The 17,584-nt window shown below is 71.9% G+C and carries 16 protein-coding genes; 4 read left to right on the top strand and 12 right to left on the bottom strand.

Going from position 1 to position 17,584, the window contains the following annotated elements; all coding sequences use genetic code 11:
- Nucleotides 1-2 precede the first annotated feature (2 nt).
- The 5 genes from ACA514_RS28290 to ACA514_RS28270 all read right to left on the bottom strand — a co-directional run bounded on the left by ACA514_RS28290 (nucleotide 3) and on the right by ACA514_RS28270 (nucleotide 6,582).
- Nucleotides 3-1,664, bottom strand: coding sequence for an acyl-CoA dehydrogenase (locus tag ACA514_RS28290; protein WP_375044280.1), 1,662 nt, complete (start codon nucleotides 1,662-1,664; stop codon nucleotides 3-5).
- Nucleotides 1,661-3,301, bottom strand: a complete 1,641-nt coding sequence (locus ACA514_RS28285; protein WP_375044279.1) for an acyl-CoA dehydrogenase family protein — start codon at nucleotides 3,299-3,301, stop codon at nucleotides 1,661-1,663. The genes ACA514_RS28290 and ACA514_RS28285 overlap by 4 nt, the downstream gene beginning before the upstream one ends.
- Entirely contained in the window at nucleotides 3,298-4,998 is a 1,701-nt protein-coding gene (locus ACA514_RS28280; protein WP_375044278.1) for a fatty acyl-AMP ligase, read from the bottom strand. The genes ACA514_RS28285 and ACA514_RS28280 overlap by 4 nt, the downstream gene beginning before the upstream one ends.
- A 13-nt stretch (nucleotides 4,999-5,011) precedes the next feature.
- Nucleotides 5,012-5,746: a sulfite exporter TauE/SafE family protein gene (locus ACA514_RS28275; RefSeq protein WP_375044277.1), complete on the bottom strand. Its 735-nt coding sequence runs from the start codon at nucleotides 5,744-5,746 to the stop codon at nucleotides 5,012-5,014.
- A 419-nt stretch (nucleotides 5,747-6,165) separates the two neighbouring features.
- Nucleotides 6,166-6,582, bottom strand: a complete 417-nt coding sequence (locus ACA514_RS28270) for a hypothetical protein (protein WP_375044276.1) — start codon at nucleotides 6,580-6,582, stop codon at nucleotides 6,166-6,168.
- 263 nt (nucleotides 6,583-6,845) lie between these two features.
- On the opposite strand from ACA514_RS28270, the gene ACA514_RS28265 reads away from it, so the two are divergent.
- The gene (locus ACA514_RS28265) at nucleotides 6,846-7,004 is read left to right on the top strand and encodes a hypothetical protein (RefSeq protein ID WP_375044275.1); all 159 of its coding nucleotides are present in this window, start codon (nucleotides 6,846-6,848) and stop codon (nucleotides 7,002-7,004) included.
- On the opposite strand, the gene ACA514_RS28260 is transcribed toward ACA514_RS28265, so the two are convergent.
- The 5 genes from ACA514_RS28260 to ACA514_RS28240 all read right to left on the bottom strand — a co-directional run bounded on the left by ACA514_RS28260 (nucleotide 6,984) and on the right by ACA514_RS28240 (nucleotide 10,798).
- On the bottom strand, nucleotides 6,984-7,709 hold the full coding sequence (locus ACA514_RS28260; RefSeq protein WP_375044274.1) for an MBL fold metallo-hydrolase: 726 nt from the start codon (nucleotides 7,707-7,709) through the stop codon (nucleotides 6,984-6,986). The two genes, ACA514_RS28265 and ACA514_RS28260, sit on opposite strands and share 21 nt — an antisense overlap.
- A 40-nt stretch (nucleotides 7,710-7,749) precedes the next feature.
- Nucleotides 7,750-8,295, bottom strand: coding sequence for an isochorismatase family protein (locus ACA514_RS28255; RefSeq protein WP_375044273.1), 546 nt, complete (start codon nucleotides 8,293-8,295; stop codon nucleotides 7,750-7,752).
- 158 nt (nucleotides 8,296-8,453) lie between these two features.
- A complete protein-coding gene (locus ACA514_RS28250) occupies nucleotides 8,454-9,209 on the bottom strand; it encodes an SDR family oxidoreductase (protein ID WP_375044272.1) in 756 nt (251 codons plus the stop codon).
- 17 nt (nucleotides 9,210-9,226) lie between these two features.
- Nucleotides 9,227-9,589, bottom strand: coding sequence for a nuclear transport factor 2 family protein (locus ACA514_RS28245; protein WP_375044271.1), 363 nt, complete (start codon nucleotides 9,587-9,589; stop codon nucleotides 9,227-9,229).
- A 12-nt stretch (nucleotides 9,590-9,601) separates the two neighbouring features.
- Nucleotides 9,602-10,798 carry an MFS transporter gene (locus ACA514_RS28240; protein ID WP_375044270.1) on the bottom strand — a complete coding sequence of 399 codons (1,197 nt, stop codon included), beginning with the start codon at nucleotides 10,796-10,798 and terminating at the stop codon, nucleotides 9,602-9,604.
- Nucleotides 10,799-10,996: 198 nt separating this feature from the next.
- Here ACA514_RS28240 and ACA514_RS28235 point away from each other — a divergent pair, with 198 nt between their 5' ends.
- Complete coding sequence (locus tag ACA514_RS28235; RefSeq protein ID WP_375044269.1) at nucleotides 10,997-11,602, top strand: response regulator; 606 nt, start codon at nucleotides 10,997-10,999, stop codon at nucleotides 11,600-11,602.
- On the opposite strand, the gene ACA514_RS28230 is transcribed toward ACA514_RS28235, so the two are convergent.
- Both ACA514_RS28230 and ACA514_RS28225 read right to left on the bottom strand, forming a co-directional pair.
- Nucleotides 11,543-13,480: a sensor histidine kinase gene (locus ACA514_RS28230; protein ID WP_375044268.1), complete on the bottom strand. Its 1,938-nt coding sequence runs from the start codon at nucleotides 13,478-13,480 to the stop codon at nucleotides 11,543-11,545. The genes ACA514_RS28235 and ACA514_RS28230 overlap by 60 nt on opposite strands.
- A gap of 73 nt (nucleotides 13,481-13,553) precedes the next feature.
- Nucleotides 13,554-14,129: a TetR/AcrR family transcriptional regulator gene (locus ACA514_RS28225; RefSeq protein WP_375044267.1), complete on the bottom strand. Its 576-nt coding sequence runs from the start codon at nucleotides 14,127-14,129 to the stop codon at nucleotides 13,554-13,556.
- An 88-nt stretch (nucleotides 14,130-14,217) separates the two neighbouring features.
- Between ACA514_RS28225 and ACA514_RS28220 the strand changes: the two genes are divergently transcribed.
- Together ACA514_RS28220 and ACA514_RS28215 are read left to right on the top strand one after the other, a co-directional pair.
- The gene (locus ACA514_RS28220; protein WP_375044266.1) at nucleotides 14,218-15,654 is read left to right on the top strand and encodes an MFS transporter; all 1,437 of its coding nucleotides are present in this window, start codon (nucleotides 14,218-14,220) and stop codon (nucleotides 15,652-15,654) included.
- Between the two features lie 228 nt (nucleotides 15,655-15,882).
- Nucleotides 15,883-17,484 carry a hypothetical protein gene (locus tag ACA514_RS28215; protein WP_375044265.1) on the top strand — a complete coding sequence of 534 codons (1,602 nt, stop codon included), beginning with the start codon at nucleotides 15,883-15,885 and terminating at the stop codon, nucleotides 17,482-17,484.
- Nucleotides 17,485-17,584 lie beyond the last annotated feature (100 nt).

Raw genomic sequence — 17,584 nt, 5'->3', positions numbered from 1 at the left:
CGCTACTCCTTCGGTCCGGTCGGGTGGAGGCCGAGGCCCAGGTCCTCGTCCGCGCGCCTCAGCAACTCGGCGAACAGGCGCTGCTCCACGGCGGGCGGAAGCTCACTCGCGGTGAGCCTGGTGACGACGGCGATCAGCCAGGCCGGGTCGCCGAGGAACGTTCCGTCGTCGCGGTGCTCGTGCCAGAACCCCTGGCAGCAGGCGAGCATCAGGAGGCGGACGTACCGCGTGGTCAGGTCGTAGGTCTCCGAGCTCGCCGCCACGGAGAGCTCGGTCGTCGGCAGCCCGGCGCAGTCGGCCGTCAGCGCCCGCAGCTCGTCCGTCAGCGCCTCGACGTCCCGGCGGATCTCCGGTATCCCGGGATCCAGACCGGCCAGGGGCAGGACGGGGTCCTGCCCGGAGCCGCTGATCCGCAGCGCGTCGAACGACAGCGGTGGCAGCTCGCCGCCGGAGGCGAACAGCTCGCCCGGCACGGTGGGCGGCGACGTCCAGGACCGCTGGGCCATCCGTGGAAGCTGCGGGAGGATCGTCAGCTGGCAGGCGGCACTGGACGCGTGCAGCACGCCGAGCGGCTGGAGGTCGCGCAGCAGCTTCTGGAAGATCCCCGACTCGCCCTCGCGGAGATAGAAGTACGACCCCAGCGCGACGGAGAGCTGGTTCACCGCCGCCATGAGCGTCCGGGTCGTCCCGTACTTGACCGCCGCGGCGTACACGCCGGCCGAGCCGGGCAGGGCATGGACCGCCCGGGCGCCGGCCATCGTGACGATCTCGCACATCAGCAGGTCGGCGAACGCGTCGACCAGGACGCGGCGCTGGTACGGGAGGTCGGCGGCCGTGCGGCCGTAGAGCATGCGGCGCCGGAGATGCCGCAGCGCGGCGCCCAGGGCGGAGTCCAGGATCGCGGTCGCCATGCCCGGCAGCGCGACGCGGGTGACCTGGAAGGACGTCAGCGCGGTCCGCACGCCGCTCCCGGTCCGCCCGATCACGCTGTCGACGCCGAGCGGGCAGTCCCGGAACTCGATGCCGCCGAGCTGGACGCCCCGAAGGCCCACCGTGCCGTATCGCGGCAGATCCACGATCCGGCCGCGATCCAGGGCCGACCGGTCGACCAGGAGCTGGGAGAACCCGCGGTTCCCGCCGCCGGGGTCGGTTCTGGCGAACACGACCATGGCCTCGGCGCGCCGGACGTTGGCGACGACCTCCTTGCGCCCGTTGAGCATCAGGCGGTCGCCGGTGAGCGCGGCCTCGAACTCCGCGGCCGCGAGGTCGTTCCCGTGGGCCAGTTCGTGGTAGGCGCACGCCGCCTTGCGGTTGTCCAGCAGGAAGTCGGCGAACCAGCCTCGCTGCCGCTCGTCCCCGGCGGCCCAGACATTGACGCTCGCCAGGAAACTGGAGACGCCGTAACCGACGGCCAGGCACGGGTCGCGCCGGAACACCACGCGCATGAGCTCGACCAGGTCGTCCAGCCGCTCGAACCTGCCGCCGGCGGCGCTCGGAACCAGCTCGGCGTTGAGGGCGAACCGGTCGAGCACCCGTTCCCCCGCCGCCAGCGTCTCCGCCCGCTCGTCGGCGTTCAGCACCTGGGCGTATCCGGTCGGGTTGTCCTCGTCCCACGGGTCGCCGAGCATCGCCGTGAGCGTCCGCACGCGGTCCCGGGCCGTCATGCGCGCTCCAGAGCCGCTTCGGCGACGTTGTCGAACAGCCGCGGATCCCGCGCGCCGCCCGCCGGTTCCAGCCGGTCCAGGACGAGGGCGAGGCACGCCCGCAGCGACTGTTCGTCCCTGGGCGGGACGTCCCGCAACCACATGCCGAGCGCCGCCGCGGCGGCGAAGCACAGCTCGTAGCGTTCGGCGAGGGCGAAGTGGGACGGCGCGGCCCCGGTACCCGCAGGCCCGCAGGCCGCAAGCGCCTCGTGCAGGTCCACCGCGATCTTGCCGAGCTCCTGGACCAGGCCGAGAAGGGCCGGCGTGGCCTCGCCCTCGGCGGCCATGACCGCCACGCGGTCGATCGCCGCGGGCAGGCCGCGCACGACGCTGCAACCGTCGGCGGAGAACAGGCTCAGGCGCCGCGGCTCGAGGTCGGCGACGGGAGCGGACCGGGTCAGCGCGACGTCGAGCCCGGCGGTCTCCCCCGCGCCGAGCCCCCGGGCCAGCCGGGGGAACTGCGTGATCAGCGAATGGCGGTTGACCGCCGTGCTGCCGTCGAAGAGGCCCACGATCCGGTGGTCCCGCTCCAGCTTGGCGAACATGCCGCAGGCGTAGGTCCCCGTCAGTAGCGCCCGCGCGCCCAGCAACTCGGCGAGCCGCTCGATCGACCGCTGCACCAGCGACGGCACGAGCGCCTTCGCGATCGCCGATCCGACGCTGAGCTCGGAGGTCAGCGCGTGCGCGCCCCGTGCGCACGCGAGCGCCGTGACCTCGGCCAGGCGCAGGCCGGTCAGCGCCTCCCCGAGCAGCCGCCGGATCCGCGGCAGATCACCCAGGACGCGGCCGAACACCCGGCGTTCGCGCAGGAAGGCCAGGACGAGCCGCGAAGCGTGGTCGCCGGCGCCGAGCGAGAGACCCACGCAGACCGTCCGGGTGAGCTGCAGCGCCTTCAGCGTGGTCTCCAACCCGGCGCCGTGACGGCCCACCCGGGCCGCCGAAGGCACCACGGCCCCGTCGAAGGCGATGCCGCTGATGTCGGCGCCGCGAATGCCGTGCGTCTTCGCCTTGGGCAGGTGACGGACCGATCCCGGCGCGAGGTCTCGCTTGTCCACCAGGAACACGTCGAAGCCTCGCGGGCCGCCCGCGGGACTCGTTCGCGCGAGCACGCAGGCGAGCTCACCGCGGGTCGCGTTGTTGATGGGCCATTTGGTTCCGTCGAGCCGCCAGGAATCGCCCTGCCCGGTCGCGGTCACCTCGCCCGCGAGGAGGTCGCTGCCGTGCGCGGGTTCCGTCAGCGCCCAGGCCACCGGCGCGCCGGCCAGCACCCGGCCGGCGACGCGCGCGCACTGCTCGTCCGAGCCCGCGACCCAGACCGAGGCCACGCCCAGGAACGTCTTCGCGTGCGCCACGGCGACGGTCAGGTCCCGGCGGGCGACCACGCGGACCAGCGACATCAGCTCGGCGAGGTCGGTGAGCCTGCCGCCGTACCCGGCGGGCACGTAGTGGTGGTGGAGCCCGAGGCCGTCCAGGGCGCGGCATGCCCGCTCCGGGAACGCCTCGGCTGCGTCGAGGGATGCGAGTGCCTCGGCCGCGAAGGGGCGCCCCGGCGACTCCAGGTCCCGCAACGACGCCTCGAGCCGGTCGACCGCCGTCATCGCGGCGGCGCCTGGTCGTCACCGCGCGCGTCGCTCAGCCGGCCGGCCAGGAACAACGCCCGCATCGTCGCCCGTTCGATCTTCCCGCTGGTCGTCCGGCGCACGGTTCCCGGCCGGAGCAGCAGCACGCGGGCCGGCGACACGCCGAACTCCCGCACCACGGTCTCCCGGACGGCGCCCGCCAGCTCGCCGACGTCCACCCGGCGACCGCGGACCTCGTGCGTCACGACGAGTTCGTCGCTGCCCTCCCCCGGCACGGTGAAGGCCGCGCCGACGCTCGAGCTCAGCTCCGCATGGTGGCGGCGCACCTCGTGCTCGATGTCCTGCGGGTAGAGGTTGCGGCCCCGGATCACGAGCGTCTCCTTGATCCGCCCGGTCACGTAGAGCTCCCCGTCGACGAGCGCGCCGAGGTCGCCGGTCCGCAGGAATCCCGGCTCGGCGAAGATCTCGGCCGAGGCCGCCGCGTCGCGCCAGTAGCCGGAGGTGACGCTGCCGCCCCGCAGCCAGATCTCACCGATCCTCCCCTCCGGCAGGGCCTCGCCGGTTTCGGGGTGTACGACGAGCACCTCCAGGCCGGCGGCGACCCGACCGCAACTGACGAGTTCACGGGCGCCGCCGCCGTCACGGTCGCCGTCGCCGTCGCCGCTCGCCTCGCGGAGCTCGAACCGCTCCAGCGCGGCCGGGTCGGCGCGCCGGACCAGGGGGGCCCGCTCGGGGGCACCGGACACGAAGACCGTGGCCTCGGCCATCCCGTACGCCGGTGTCAGCGTCTCCGGCCGCAGTCCCGCCCGCGCGAACCGTTCCGCGAACGCCGCCAGCACGGAGGCCCGCACCGGCTCCGACCCGTTGACGGCGATGCGCCAGCCGGAGAGGTCGATCCCGGCGAGCTGGTCGTCGGTCACCCGCCGGGTGCACAGCTCGAAGGCGAAGTTCGGCGCCGCCGAGAAGGTCAGGCCGAACCGGGAGATCATCTCCAGCCACAGGTGCGGCCGCTTGAGAAAGGCGACCTGGCCCATGAGCACGGTGGAACCGCCGTACAGCAGCGGGAAGACCAGATGGGCGAACAGCCCCATGTCGTGGTAGAGCGGAATCCAGCCGCCGAACCGTGTGTCGCCGTCGAGCCGGAACGCCCGAGCCAGCTCGCCGGCATTGTGCAGCAGGTTCCCGTGGCTGATCATCACGCCCTTGGGCGCCGCGGTCGAGCCGGAGGTGTACTGGAGGACGGCGAGGGTCGACCCGTCCGCCCGTACCGGCTCCCAGTCGCCGGCGTCCACCAGGTCGATCGCCAGCGTCCGGACGCCGGGCAGGTCACGTTCCGTCCAGCTCGTGACCTCCGGGAGAGAGCGCGCGTCCGTCAGGACGAACGAGACGCCGGCGTCCTCGGCGATGCCGCCGGTGCGCCGCACCTGGCCGCGATGGCCGGGAAGCGGCGCCGGAACCGCCACCATGCCCGCGTACAGGCATCCGAGCAGGCCGGCCGCGAACTCCAGCCCGGCCGAGTAGAGGAGCAGCACCCGGTCGCCGGCCGCGCCGCGCCGGCCGAGCCAGCGCGCGACGCTGCGGGCGTGCGCGTCCAGCTCCGCGTACGACCGTGAGCGGTCGCCGTCCGGGGACACGACGGTCACCGCCGGAGCGTCGCCGCGCGCGCGGACCCGATCGGTCAGCACCTGGACCGCGTCGGCCGTTCTCCCGAGCATTCGCCACCCCCGTTCACATGTAGAAATCGGAGCCGAGTTTCACCGAGAAGAGCAGGCCGATGGTGCCGGCCATGCTCCGGAGAAGGCCCTCGGACATACCGCGGGCCAGCCGCGGGCCGATCCGGCCGCCGACGAAGAACCCGGCGGCGAGTGGAATGGCGGCCGCGAAGTGGACCGAACCGAACATGATGAAGATCACCGATGCCATGCCGTTGGCGAAGACATTGGTCACGTTCTTGAGGGCGTTCAGCTTGACCATCGGTTCATTGATCATGGCGCCCAGGATCGCGACGGCGATGATGCCGCCCGCGGCTCCGAAGTAGCCGGTGTAGACGGACACCCCGAAGATGCCGGCGAACAGCGCGGGCGGACCCGGACCACGGCGGTCCGGCCTTCGCCTCTCGCGGAGCCTCGGCTGCATGAGCAGCAGGATCGACGCCGCGCAGACGAACACGGGGATCGCGTAGTTGAACACCTCGGGAGAGGTCACGAGGAGCGCCGACGCGCCGACGCATCCGCCCACGGCGTTGATCAGGCTCAGCTGGACGACGCGGCGCCACTGACCGTTCAACTCGACCTTCGAGCCCATCGCCGAACCCACACCGGTGAACACGAGCGAGACCGTATTGGTCGAATCGGCGATGATCGGCGGCAGCCCCAATGCGAGCAGAACCGGATAGGAGACCAGCGAAGCGATGCTCACGACCGTACATCCAATGCCCGCCACAATCCCGACGGCGACCAGCAACAGCTGACTCCACGCCACAGTCTTCCCCTCAACAAGGCTTGCAGCGATGAATGCTCGTGAAAGTGCTTTCAGCCATGCCGGCCAAAGGAGCGGGAGCTGAATTCGTGGGAGCCGGCCGGCCTGGCTGCAGCCATCATCCTGCGACGGGCGCCCGCGGACATGTCCCCTAATCTGAGGGCACATGTCCCCCGAAGTGGGGACTTCCGGGGTCCGCCCGCCGTGCTGCCGCCAGGCGCCGTCCGGGCACGCGAACAGGGCGGACCGCGACGGTCGCGGTCCGCCCTGTCAGGCGGCGAGAGGTGGGGCTGAGGTCAGCTGCCGTAGAAGCCCCCGATGCCGTTGGCGACGGCGCGCTCGGCTGAGGCGGGACAGCAGGAAACCGGCGGCACGATCGGCCGCCGGTTCCCCGGATGTCCGCGTCAGTTGTTGTTGTAGGGCTCGATCCAGTCGCAGTAGGTCCCCTGCGGGTGGCTGGAGTCGGCCAGGCAGACGGTGATGCTGAGTTGCTTGCCCTCCGGCAGGTCGTGCGAGCCGCCGTCCGAGGCGCGCGCGGTCTTGCAGGTGCCGTTTCCGCCGGCCTGAAGGCTGTAGGAGTCGTGAACGGGCGGGAAGCCGGAGACGAAGTAGCCGACGAACACCTTGGCGGCCCAGCCGTCCGCCTCGATGTCGCAGACCTTGACGACGTCGCCGTACGCGGTCCATTCGACCCGGCCGCCCGGGTCGCCGTCATCGGTGCTGACCTTCTGGTCGTAGGCGAGCGCGGGCGTGGCGACCGACAGCGCGAGGACGCCGGCGGCGACGGAGGCGGCGGCGATCTTGGTCTTCTTGAATTTCACGGGCACTCCTGCGGGGATATGAAGATCCACTGAGTGTGCGGCAGGCGTCGCCGAGGTGACGAGTCCCCCCTTTCGGGGACACCGGAGATGGGGTTCGCCACGGGATTAATCGCGTGCCGCTAGACCTCCCGGCCGTTCACGCAAACGGCCCGGACATTCAACAGATCCGCGACCGTGCCGACCATCATCGCCACGAAATGCGGCAGGCCCGGAAGCCTGGGGTGGCCCCAGGACGAGTGTCCACCCGCGAAGACGGATCCGCCTTGCGGCTCAGGTTCCACGACCTGCGCCACGGTGCGGCGAAGCTGAGCCTGCTCGGCAAGGTCGACATGAAGGTGAGCAGCGCGACGCTCGGATCACCGTCCTGTCGGGAAGCGGTGATCAACGAGTGGGCGTCCGGTTCATGGGTGAGCATCGGCTGATGCCGACCGCACCGCTTCTCCCACTTGGGCCGGCGAGGTGCGCCAGGGGGCGCCGTGGCCGGGGAGCACCCAGGACGCCGGCAGGTCGGCGATCCGGTCGAGGGAGGAGAGTGCTTCGGCCGGGTCGTCGGTGAAGGGCGCCGGCTGGGGGCCTTTGCGTCCGGTGAGGACGTGTCGTGTGGTCAGTGCGTCCCCGACGAAGACGGCGTCGGCGAGGGGGACGTGTACCGCCACGCTTCCGGGCGAGTGCCCTGGCATGCCCACGATGGCCGGGCTGCCGGGCAGGTCGAGGACGTCGCCGTCGCCGATTTCGGTGACTTCGGTGACGTAGCGGGTGCGCAGGCCGTTCTTGCGGAGGGAGTAGCCGAAGAACCCGAGCGTCGGGCCGAGGCGCATGGGGCCCATCGCGGTCTTGGGCTTTTCTCCGGTGCGGGTGCGGGCCGCGTCGGCTGCGTGCACGAACACCGGCACGCCGTGCCGGCTTCGCAGGCGTTCGGCGAAGCCGATGTGGTCGGAGTCGCCATGGGTCAGCACGAGTCCGCGAATGTCGTCGACGGTTTTGTCCAGGGACCGGAGTTCGCGTTGCAGGTCTCGCCAGTGGCCGGGCAGTCCCGCGTCGATGAGGGTGATGCCATCGGGGGTGTCGACGAGGTAACTCGCCACGAGATCGGTGCCCAGGCGATGCAGACCGGGTGCGAGTTTCATGGGATCCCTTTCCGAGGCCTTAGAGCCGCGATTGTGATCGCTAGCCAATCAGGTCGTGCAGTGTCGTGATGACGTTGCGACCGGTGGGGTTGCTGAAGTCGCGCACCATGCTCGTGACGAAGCTCGCCACCGATGTCACGGTGCCGCCCGCCGCCTCGATCTGGCGGAGTGCCGCGTTCTCCGTCCGCTCCGACAGGCCGCCGCTCGCGTCGACCAGGACGATGACGTCATAGCCGTCGGCCAGGGCGTCGAGCGCGGTGTGGAGGACCACGATCTCCGAGGTCACGCCGCATATGGCCAGCGTTTTGCGGGCCTCGGCGTCGATCGCTTCGCGCCATGCCGGGTCGTCCCAGCAGCACGGTCCGCTGCGCACGAAGGGGGGCGTTTCGGGAAGTTCGGCGATCACGCCGGGCCCGCCGGGCCGGGGTGCGACCGACACGGTGAAGGGGATGTCCAGCGTCTGCGCGATCCCGCCGAGCACCCCGGCCGAGCGCCTGATGGTTTCCGGGGCGTTGGTCCTGCTCAGGGCCACGATGCTGTCCTGCAGGTCGGCGAAGACGAGCTGCACGGTGCGTTGATCGATCATCGTTCTCGTTTCTAATCGTTCAGAGAGTGAATGATACAAGGAACGTAGCATGCTGACTGTGAACGATGTCAACCGGACCCCGTCGGTGCGGTCTCGGCAAGTGCGCCATGGCGCCCCGGAATGCTCCGGGACGCCATGGCTGCCGCGTGCTGTGGTGGTCAGACGACTCCACCGTTGACGCGGATGTTCTGGCCGGTCACCCAGCCGGCCTCGGGTGAGGCGAGGAAGGCGACGACGCTCACGATCTCGTCCGGACGGCCGATACGCCCGAAGGCGGTCATCCGCTCCAGGCTCGCGATGAATTCGGGCGGGCGGCTGCGGAACTCGGGAGTGTCGGTCGGTCCGGGCGACACGACGTTCACGGTGATGCCGCGGTGACCGATCTCTTTGGAGAAGACGCGCGAGAACTGCTCCAGCGCTCCCTTCGCGCCGTCGTACAGGCCGTAGCGGGGGAAGAACAGGCCGGTCGTATGCGAGGAGATGTTGATGACGCGCCCGCCGTCGCGCATGTGGCGCGCCGCGAGCTGCATCGCGAAGAACGGCGCGCGGGCGTTCACCCGGAAGGACGCGTCGAACTCCTCCTCGGTGGCCTCGTCCATCGGCTTCAGGATCGGGCGGACGGCGTTGTTGACCAGGATGTCCGTGCCGCCGAACTGGTCGGCCGCGGCCCTGAAAAGGGAGCCGAGCTGCTCGGTGTCGCCGATGTCGGCCGGGATCGCGACGGCCTTTCCGCCCTCCTGCGCCGCCTGCGCGACGACCTCGGCCGCCGCGGCGGCCTGCTCGGGGAGGTGGTTGACGATGACCGAGGCGCCGCGGGACGCCAGGCCGACCGAGATCCGCGCGCCGAGGCCGGTGGCGGCGCCGGTGACGATGGCGGCCTTGCCTTCGAGGGGTCTTTCCAGAGGGTCCGTCATGGTGTGCTCCTGGCGGGTCAGGCGACGGGGTTGCCGCTGGCGGTGGCCTCGGGGACGTCCTCGCGCACGTCCCAGTGCTCGGCGATCAGCCCGTCCGCGATGCGGAACACGTCGATCACGGCGGTGCCGCGCGCGCCGGGCTCGGCGGTGAAGAGGCTGTGCACGAACACGAGGTCGCCCTCGGCGGCCGTCCGGCGGACGTCGAAACGCAGGTCGGGCAGCTGCCCGCGCAGGCCGTCGATGAAGTCGGCGAGCGGCTTGCGCCCGTTCGGCAGGTGGGGGTTGTGCTGGACGAGGTCGTCGGCGAGGAAGCGCTCGGACTCCTCGGTGCGGCCCTGGTTCCAGACGGTCTCGATGTAGTCGCGAATGAACTGGGACATGTGGCTGGCCTTTCAGTGGTGGACGGGAACCGGGCTCTCGGAGACGGCCCGGACGTGCGGGGTACGGCGTGCGGACGCCAGGTGGGCGGCCGCCGCCAGGGCGAGCGGGAGCAGCGCGAGGGCGGAGAGCGGACGCGCGCCGAGACCGGGCAGGAGGGCGCTGCCGGCGAGGCTGCCGAGGCTCATGCCCAGGTAGAGGCCCGAGGCGTTCAGCGCGAGCAGGATGCCGCGCCGCTCGGGGAGCAGTTCGACCAGCCGGGCCTGCTGCGGGGCCATGAACAGCCCGCTCGCGAACGCCCACGCCGCCAGCGGCGGCAGGGCGAGCGGCAGCGAGCCCGGGATCCCGGTCAGCGCGGCGAAGCCGGCCGCGAAGCAGCCGAGAGCGACGCCGACGGTCCCCGAACCCCCGAGCCTCGCGTACAGGCGGGAGCCGAGGACGTTGCCGAGCGTCCCGAGCGCGCCGAAGCCGAACAGCACCAGCGCGACGGTGCCCTGCGCGGCCCCGAACCGGTCGGCGAGGTAGGCCCCGGCGACGCCGTACACGGTGAACTGCGCGGTCATGACCATGAACGTGGTGCCGACCATCGGCAGCGCGCCGCGGGCGCGCAGCGTCTCGCCGAACGCCCGGACGGTGGGGGCCGGCTCCGGCTCCACCGCGGGAAGGAAGCCCGCCACCAGGACGAACGCGACGGCGGTGAGCGCCGCGACGCTCAGCATCGTGCCGCGCCAGCCGAGCGCGTCCCCCGCAGACGAGGCCAGCGGGACGCCGAGCACGGAGGCGGCGGTCATCCCGGCGAAGACCGTGGCCAGAGCGCGGGCCCGCCGCTCGGCGGGCACGATCGCCGACCCCGCGGCGGACGCGGCGGGGCCGAACACCGCGGCGCCGAGCCCCGCCAGCACGCGCGCCGCGCAGAGCGTCGGGTAGTCGGGCGCGGCGGCCGCGGCGACCCCGCCGGCGACCAGCAGGCCGAGGCCGAGCAGCAGCGCGCGCTTGCGGCACATCCGCCCGAGCACGATCGTCGCGGCGGGCGCCGCCAGGGCGAAGACCAGGGCGAAGACGGTGACCAGAGTGCCGACCGTGGCCGGCCGGACCTGCAGGTCCCGGCCGATCGGGTTGCTCAGGCCGACGACCGCCAGCGAGGCGGTGCCCAGGGCGAAGTAGCCCAGTGAGAGCGCGAGCAGCGCCGCGGACAAGGAACGATCCCGCACGAAGTCCTCCCTTCCGAGGGTTGGGGTCGATGGTGGGAGGACGCCGCTCGGGAGCGGTCCGCGGCGTCCGGGACGATCCTCCGGCGAGGGGGCGGGCCCGGCACAGTGCCGGACGTCACCGGGGCGGTGTGCATTTCGCACGGCGACCGCGCTGCGAACGGCACGGTCATCGGCGATCATGGGCACCGGGGGGTTGCGATGATCCGGATTCTGATCGCCGAGGACATGCACCTGCTCCGCGAGGCGCTGGTCGAGCTGCTCGCGCTGGAGGACGGCGTCGAGGTGGTGGCCCAGGTGGCGTCGGGCGCGGAGATCGTGCCCGCGGCGGAGCGGCACCGGCCGGACGTGGCGGTGCTCGACATCGACCTGCCCGGGATGGACGGTGTCGCGGCGGCCGCCGAGTTGCGCGGCCGGCTGCCGGAGTGCCGGGTGCTGATCCTCACCGCGCTGAGCCGGCCGGGCCAGCTGCGGCGGGCGCTGGCCGCCGGGGTCGCCGGGTTCGTGCCGAAGGACCTGCGGCCCGCCGAGCTGGTCGCGGCCATCCGCACGGTGGCGGCGGGCGGTCAGGCGGTGGACCCGGAGCTGGCGGTCGCGGCGCTCCAGTCGCCGCCGAACCCGCTGACCCGCCGCGAGACCGAGGTGCTGGAACTCGTCGCGACCGGCGCGGAACCCCTGGAGGTCGCCGAGCGGTTGTTCCTCACCTATGGAACGGTCCGGAACTACCTGACCTCGGCGGTCGCCAAGCTAAACGCCCGCAACCGCATCGACGCCGTCCGCATCGCCCGGGAGGCGGGCTGGCTCTGAGCGCGCCGCTCGCGGCTCGGGCTGCTCCGCCGGCTCGGGCTGCTCCGCCGGCTCGGGCGTCCCCGCGGCGAACTCGGCCGTCACCTCGAACCGTCCGCCCGGCCGCAGCCCGGCCCGCAACCGGCCGCCGGTCCGCTCGGCCAGGCCGGCCAGTCCGGAGCCCGGCACGCCGCGCGCGGGCCCGGCGCCGTCGTTGGCGACCCGCAGCCGCACCGTGCCGCCGGTGCGGGTGATCGTGATGGTGCAGGTGCGCGCCTTGCTGTGGCGCAGCACGTTCGTCACGCACTCGCGCAGCACCGCCGCGAGCGCGGTGTCGACGGCCTCCGCGAGCGGCCCGGCGTCCCCCTGCGCCCGCGCGGCGATTCCCGCGGCGGTCAGGACGTCCACCGCAGCGTCCAGTTCCCGGTCCAGCCGCAGCCGGACCCGTCCGCCGGTGATCGAGCCGAGTTCGGTGCGGGACCGTTCCACCATGTCGACGAGCGCGGTCAGCTCGGCGCCGGCCCGGTCCGGGTCGCGTTCCAGCAGCCGTGCGGCCAGCTCGCCCCGCAGCGCGACCGCCGACAGGGTGAAGCCGAGCACGTCGTGCAGGTCGCGCGCGACGCGCAGGCGCTCGGCGGCGGAGACGGCGCCCGCCACCTCGTGCCGCGCCCGCTCCAGCACCACGACGAGGTCGGCGAGCCGGACCAGGCTGGCGAACAGCCACGCCAGGATGACGTCCGAGACGAGGTCGCCCACCTGTTCGACCAAGGACGGGACGGGTGGGGGGACATGGAACAACACGACGCGCATCACCAGGAGGCCCGCGGCGACCGCCCACGAGCGCGGCGGCCGGAACGTCACCAGCGCCGCGCCCATGACGAAACCCCAGAGGTACGTCAGATAGGCCACCGACGGTGCGGAGAAGGAGAGCGCCCACACCGGCGGGACGAGCAGCGCCCAGGCCGCCGCCCACCGGGCCGGGGTCCGCCGCATCAGCAGCGGCACCACGCAGGCCAGCACCGGGACCGCCGCGACCAGCCAGCGCGCATCGCCGCCTGGTTCGCTCACCATGTACACCAGGTTCTTCGTCATCTGCAGGACGATCACCGCCAGCAGGACGCCGAGGGCCGGCCGGGGAGAGCCGATCATGGGCACCGCGGCCGGCTCCTCGCGGGCGCGGTACCGGCTCGCCGTGGCCCGCATGCCCGCCAGCGCGCGCCGCGCGGCCGCGGTCGCCTCCGCGATCTCGGCGAGCGCGGCGCGGGGCGCCGCACCGACCGCGCCGCGCAGTCGGCCGGCGATGGCCGCCAGCTCCCGGTCGAGGTCGCCGCGCAGCTCGCCGTCCAGCCGCAGCCGCTCCCGGACCAGCGCCAGCCGGGCCTGTTCGCCGCGGGCCTCGTGCAGGTCGTGGACCATCTCGGCGAGCGCGTACAGGCTGAAGACGATCAGCCCGTCGGTCGCGGTGGCCGTCGCCTGCCAGAGGCAGTCGGGGAAGGGCGCCCCGCTGAGCGCCTTGCCGCCGAAGGCGGCTGCGACGATCAGGGCGAACAGCGGCCACGCGACCCGCTGGGGGAGCACGCACAGCACCGCCGCGGCGACCGTCCACGGCAACCAGGCCCAGTCCGTCCCGACCACGGCGAACGGCAGCAGGGCCAGCACCGTCACCGCGCCCAGCAGGCCGTACCGGACGCGCCGCCGCGCCCTCCAGCGCCGCAGCAAGATCGCGACCAGCGGCGGATAGGAGGCCGCGGCCAGCACCAACGCCGCCCTCGACTGGTCGAGTTCCAGCCCATGTATGGCCCGCATGGCGAACAGCAGGATCAGCGCGGTCCACAGCATGCCGCGCGCCATCCGGTAAGGGAGTTCTTCAGCGTCCGCCGCCCGCAGGGCCCTGATCACCGCACCACGCTCCTCCTGCGACGGAAGATCGTCAAGCGGCGGCCGCCTCGCCGCGGCCTGTTCCCTGCGACGGTCAGGCCTGCCCCAGCAACCGGTCGACCAGCCCGGCGATGTAGTCCGGGGTGAGCGGGCCCGCACCGAACAGGACGCGGATGTACATCGGGGCCATGATGTGGTCGAGCACGCCCAGCACGTCCGGTGGATGCTCGCCGCGTTCGGCGGCGCGGTCGAGCATGACCTGCACGAACCTGGTGCGTTCGGCGAGAAAGTCGTCACGCGCCCGCAGGCCCCGCTCGCCCTTGTTCGACAGGGCGACGGTCAGGCGCAGCACCGCCAGGCCGTCGGGTCCGGTGATCTCGCGCGCCACCTGGGCCGCGTAGGCGTGCAGGTCACCGGCCAGGCTCCCGGTGTCGGGCATCGGCGACTGCGCGTTCAGGCGCGTGAGCACCACGTCGGTGAGCAGGGCCTCCAGGGTGCCCCACCTGCGGTAGATGCTGGTATCGGCCACGCCCGCGCGGGCCGCGACGTCACCGACCGTGAATTCGCCGTAGCCGCGCTCGCCGACCAGGTCCGTGACGGCCTGGTGCACCGCCGCCCGGACGCGGGCGCTGCGTCCGCCGGGCCGCCGGGCCGGTCCTCGCTCCTCCATGCCCCCACCTTAGCGCAGCTCGCAGTTGCGTTTACGGGTTCCATGGTCTAGGTTCCTAAAGCAGTAGCCAACTGCTTTAGGAGGAACGATGGCGTCTGCACCGCCGGTGGCCGTGCCGAACCGGACGGCGTTGCTCACGGTGACCTGCCTGGGGCAGTTCATGGTGCTGCTCGACAACACGATCGTCGGCGCGGCGCTGCCCGACATGCAGGAGCGGCTGCACACCCAGTTGACCGGGCTGCAGTGGATCGTCGACGCGTATGTGCTGCTGGTCGCCATGCTGCTGCTGTCCGGCGGCGTCTTCGCCGACCGCTTCGGCCGCAAGAGGATGTTCCTGGCCGGCGTCGTGGTGTTCACCGCCGCGTCCGTCGTGTGCTCCGCCGCGCCCTCGATCGGCTGGCTGATCACCGGGCGGGTGCTGCAGGGCATCGGGGCCGCGGCGCTGAGCCCCGCCTCGCTGGCCCTGCTCGCCGCCGCGTATCCGGTCCCGCAGGAGCGGGTCAGGGCGATCGGGCTGTGGGCCGGGTTCAGCGGAATCGGACTGGCCGCCGGACCACTGGCCGGCGGCGTTCTGGTCGAGGCCTTCGGCTGGCCCGCGATCTTCCTCGTCAACGTGCCCGTCGGCGCGGTCCTGCTGGTCGCCGGCCTGCGCACGCTGGACGAATCCCGCAACCCGAACGCGCCGGCGATCGACGTCCCGGGAACGGTCCTGTCCGTCCTGGGCGTGGGGACGCTCACCTACGGGCTGATCGAGGGCGGCTCCCGTGGCTGGACCTCGCCGCTGATCCTGAGCAGCTTCGCCGCCGCGGTCGTGATCCTCGCCGTCTTCGTGGTCGTCGAAGGACGGGTTCCGGCACCGATGCTGCCATTGCGGCTCTTCAGGCAACGGCTGTTCACGGTCTCCAACACGGCGATGATCGTGGTCGGTTTCGCGCTCATGGGCTCGTCGTTCTTCTTCTCCCAGTTCTTCGTCTACGTCCAGGGCAGCTCGATCCTGCGAGCCGGGGTGCAGACCCTGCCCGCCACGCTCGCGATGGTCGTCGTCAGCCCGTTCGCGGGCCGGCTGGCCGCCCGGTACGGCTTCCGGATCGTGGTCACCATCGGCCTGACGCTGGCCGGGCTGGGACTGCTGGCCCTGGGCTTCGTGCACGCCGACACCGGCTACACCAACGTGTGGTGGCGGCTGGCCGTCGTCGGGATCGGTTTCGCCCTGACGATGTCCCCGCTGACCGGCGCCGCCATCCAGTCGGTCAGCCCGCAGGAGGGCGGCCTGGCGTCGGGCGTCAGCAGCACCACCCGGCAGATCGGCGCGGTCCTCGGCGTGGCCGTGCTCGGAGCCGTCGTCCGCACCCGGCAGTCCGGTGGCGCCTCCTTCGAGGACGGGCTCAACAGCGCCTTCGTCGTGGCCGGCATCGTCACCTTGGCCACAGCCCTGCTCACCGGCCTGTGGCTGATCAAGAGCACCGAATCGTCACGCTCGACGAGCCCGGCCCCGCGCGTCCACGAGAACACCACAAGTCACTGACGCGGCCAAGGCCCCGGCAGCAATCGGCGAAATCCAGCAGGTATGGGTCTGACCTGCGGCTCTTCGTCTCGTCAGCAATGACGGCGGCCGGGGTCTTGGCAGCGAGCGCGGAGCAACAGCTTCGGCGGTGACGTCGGTGTAGATGGCGTGCCGGGCAACCGGTAGAGGATCTTGGGCGTCTCCTCCTCGCCGGTCATTTCTTGATCGCTCAGGTGAGAGGTACCTTCCGTGCGCCGAAAGTCGTCCTTCCTGGTCGCCGCCGTGCTGGTGGCGTCGACCGCGTTCGTCCCGGCCGCCGCCCGCGCGGACGCGACGGACATCAAGCTGACCGCGTCCCTCGATCGCCTCGCCCCTGACCGGGTCGTCGTGCTCACCCTCACCGCGAAGTCGGCCAGCGGCGTCACCGATGTCACGGCGAGCCTGCACTATCCGAACACCGCGAGCGCGACCTACGACACGGTCCGGTTCACGCGGGTCGCCGGGACGGACCAGGACGGCACCTGGCAGGCCGAATACCGCACCGACATCGTGCGGCATCCGCGCGCCAACTACGTGAACGCACAGGTCAAGACGGCGGACGGGGCGACCGCGAGCACGTTGGCCAAGTTCAACGACTGCTACGAGACCAGCATCACCGACCTCGTCACCCAACCCTCGGTCATCGACGCGGACCACTCGGACGTCACCGTCCACGGTCGCCTCATGGCGCAGAAGTCGCGCGAGGCCACGCCCGAACCGGTGCCCAACGCCAAGATCTACGGCGGCGGTACCTCCACCACGCAGGCCGGCCCGGACGGATCCTTCACGTTCACTTCGCAAGGCCAGTTCCCGGTGACCGCTTCTTACACGGCGGACGGGCCCAACTGCGCTACCGGCCAGGTCACCGGAGTCACCGTCGCGAAACAGGCGACGGAGCTGTCCGCGCGCGTGACGACGGCGCAACCGGTGGCGACCGGCACCGACGTGGAGGTGCAGGGGAAGTTGCTGAGGCACGGCGCGACGGGCCTCGTACCCGCACCGGGTGTGCAACTCACGGCGGTCGTCGGTTCGGGCGCCACCATGGAGAACATCCCCCTGGGACCGACGGCAGCGGACGGGACGTTCACCTCCCAGTTCGCAGCCGACAGGCCGGGGCCGCTCGCGGTCGTCGCGAGCGGCGACCCCTTCCTTGAGGACGCCCGGGCCGCGGCGGGCACGCTGGACGTCCGGCGTCCCACCGTCATCACCGGCCTGAAACTGACGCCGAACCCCGGCCGTTACGGTCAGCCGCTCTCCATCAGCGGCAGGCTGGGCGCCCTTCCGGGCGCGCTGGCGATCGAGAGCGCACCCCTTGTCGCGGAGTTCTCCACGAACGGAAAGACCGGGTGGGCCGCGGCAGGGAGCGGCAAGACGACTTCCAATGGACTTTTCAGTTTGAACTCCGGCGCGGCCAAGCAGGACGGGTACTGGCGGGTCCGGTACGCGGGCAACTCCGCCTACATGGCGCTCACCAGCAATCCGGTTTATGTCGACGTGCGGTACGGGACGTCCATCGCCAGTTTCAACGCTTCTCCGGAGCCGGTGGCGAAGGGGAAGACCATCACGGTCAAGGGGCAGCTGTTCCGGTACTTGGACAAGAAGCTGCCGGGGCCGGGCGCGTCCGTTTACCTGTACTTCCAGCCGAAGGGCTCCAGCATCTGGACGCAGGTGGCCGTGGTGAAGACCGCAAGCAGCGGGTGGTTCAGCAAGACGTTCAAGGCTTCCCAGGACGGCACCTGGATGGCCGCCTACAAAGGAAGCTCCGCCTACCTCGCCTCCAACAAGCCCACCGACTACGTGGACGTGCGCTGAACATCTACGGAAAGGCACCTTCGGGGGGCGGCCGTTGGCCCAGGTGACCTCTTCGATGGCGCGCAACAGGTTGTGCCTGCTGGTTGGTGGCGCGTCACGG

This window comes from Actinomadura sp. NTSP31, assembly GCF_041951385.1.
Taxonomy (GTDB): Bacteria; Actinomycetota; Actinomycetes; order Streptosporangiales; family Streptosporangiaceae; genus Spirillospora; species Spirillospora napierensis.
Note: the sequence above shows the minus strand (reverse complement) of the source record. Positions and strands in the feature narration are given on the sequence as shown.

Bases quoted from the DNA above. Each gene is read 5' to 3' on its own strand.
- ACA514_RS28290 (WP_375044280.1), bottom strand. From the start codon at position 1,664: ATGACGGCCCGGGACCGCGTGCGGACGCTCACGGCGATGCTCGGCGAC.
- ACA514_RS28285 (WP_375044279.1), bottom strand. From the start codon at position 3,301: ATGACGGCGGTCGACCGGCTCGAGGCGTCGTTGCGGGACCTGGAGTCG.
- ACA514_RS28280 (WP_375044278.1), bottom strand. From the start codon at position 4,998: ATGCTCGGGAGAACGGCCGACGCGGTCCAGGTGCTGACCGATCGGGTC.
- ACA514_RS28260 (WP_375044274.1), bottom strand. From the start codon at position 7,709: ATGAAACTCGCACCCGGTCTGCATCGCCTGGGCACCGATCTCGTGGCG.
- ACA514_RS28255 (WP_375044273.1), bottom strand. From the start codon at position 8,295: ATGATCGATCAACGCACCGTGCAGCTCGTCTTCGCCGACCTGCAGGAC.
- ACA514_RS28250 (WP_375044272.1), bottom strand. From the start codon at position 9,209: ATGACGGACCCTCTGGAAAGACCCCTCGAAGGCAAGGCCGCCATCGTC.
- ACA514_RS28245 (WP_375044271.1), bottom strand. From the start codon at position 9,589: ATGTCCCAGTTCATTCGCGACTACATCGAGACCGTCTGGAACCAGGGC.
- ACA514_RS28235 (WP_375044269.1), top strand. From the start codon at position 10,997: ATGATCCGGATTCTGATCGCCGAGGACATGCACCTGCTCCGCGAGGCG.
- ACA514_RS28225 (WP_375044267.1), bottom strand. From the start codon at position 14,129: ATGGAGGAGCGAGGACCGGCCCGGCGGCCCGGCGGACGCAGCGCCCGC.
- ACA514_RS28220 (WP_375044266.1), top strand. From the start codon at position 14,218: ATGGCGTCTGCACCGCCGGTGGCCGTGCCGAACCGGACGGCGTTGCTC.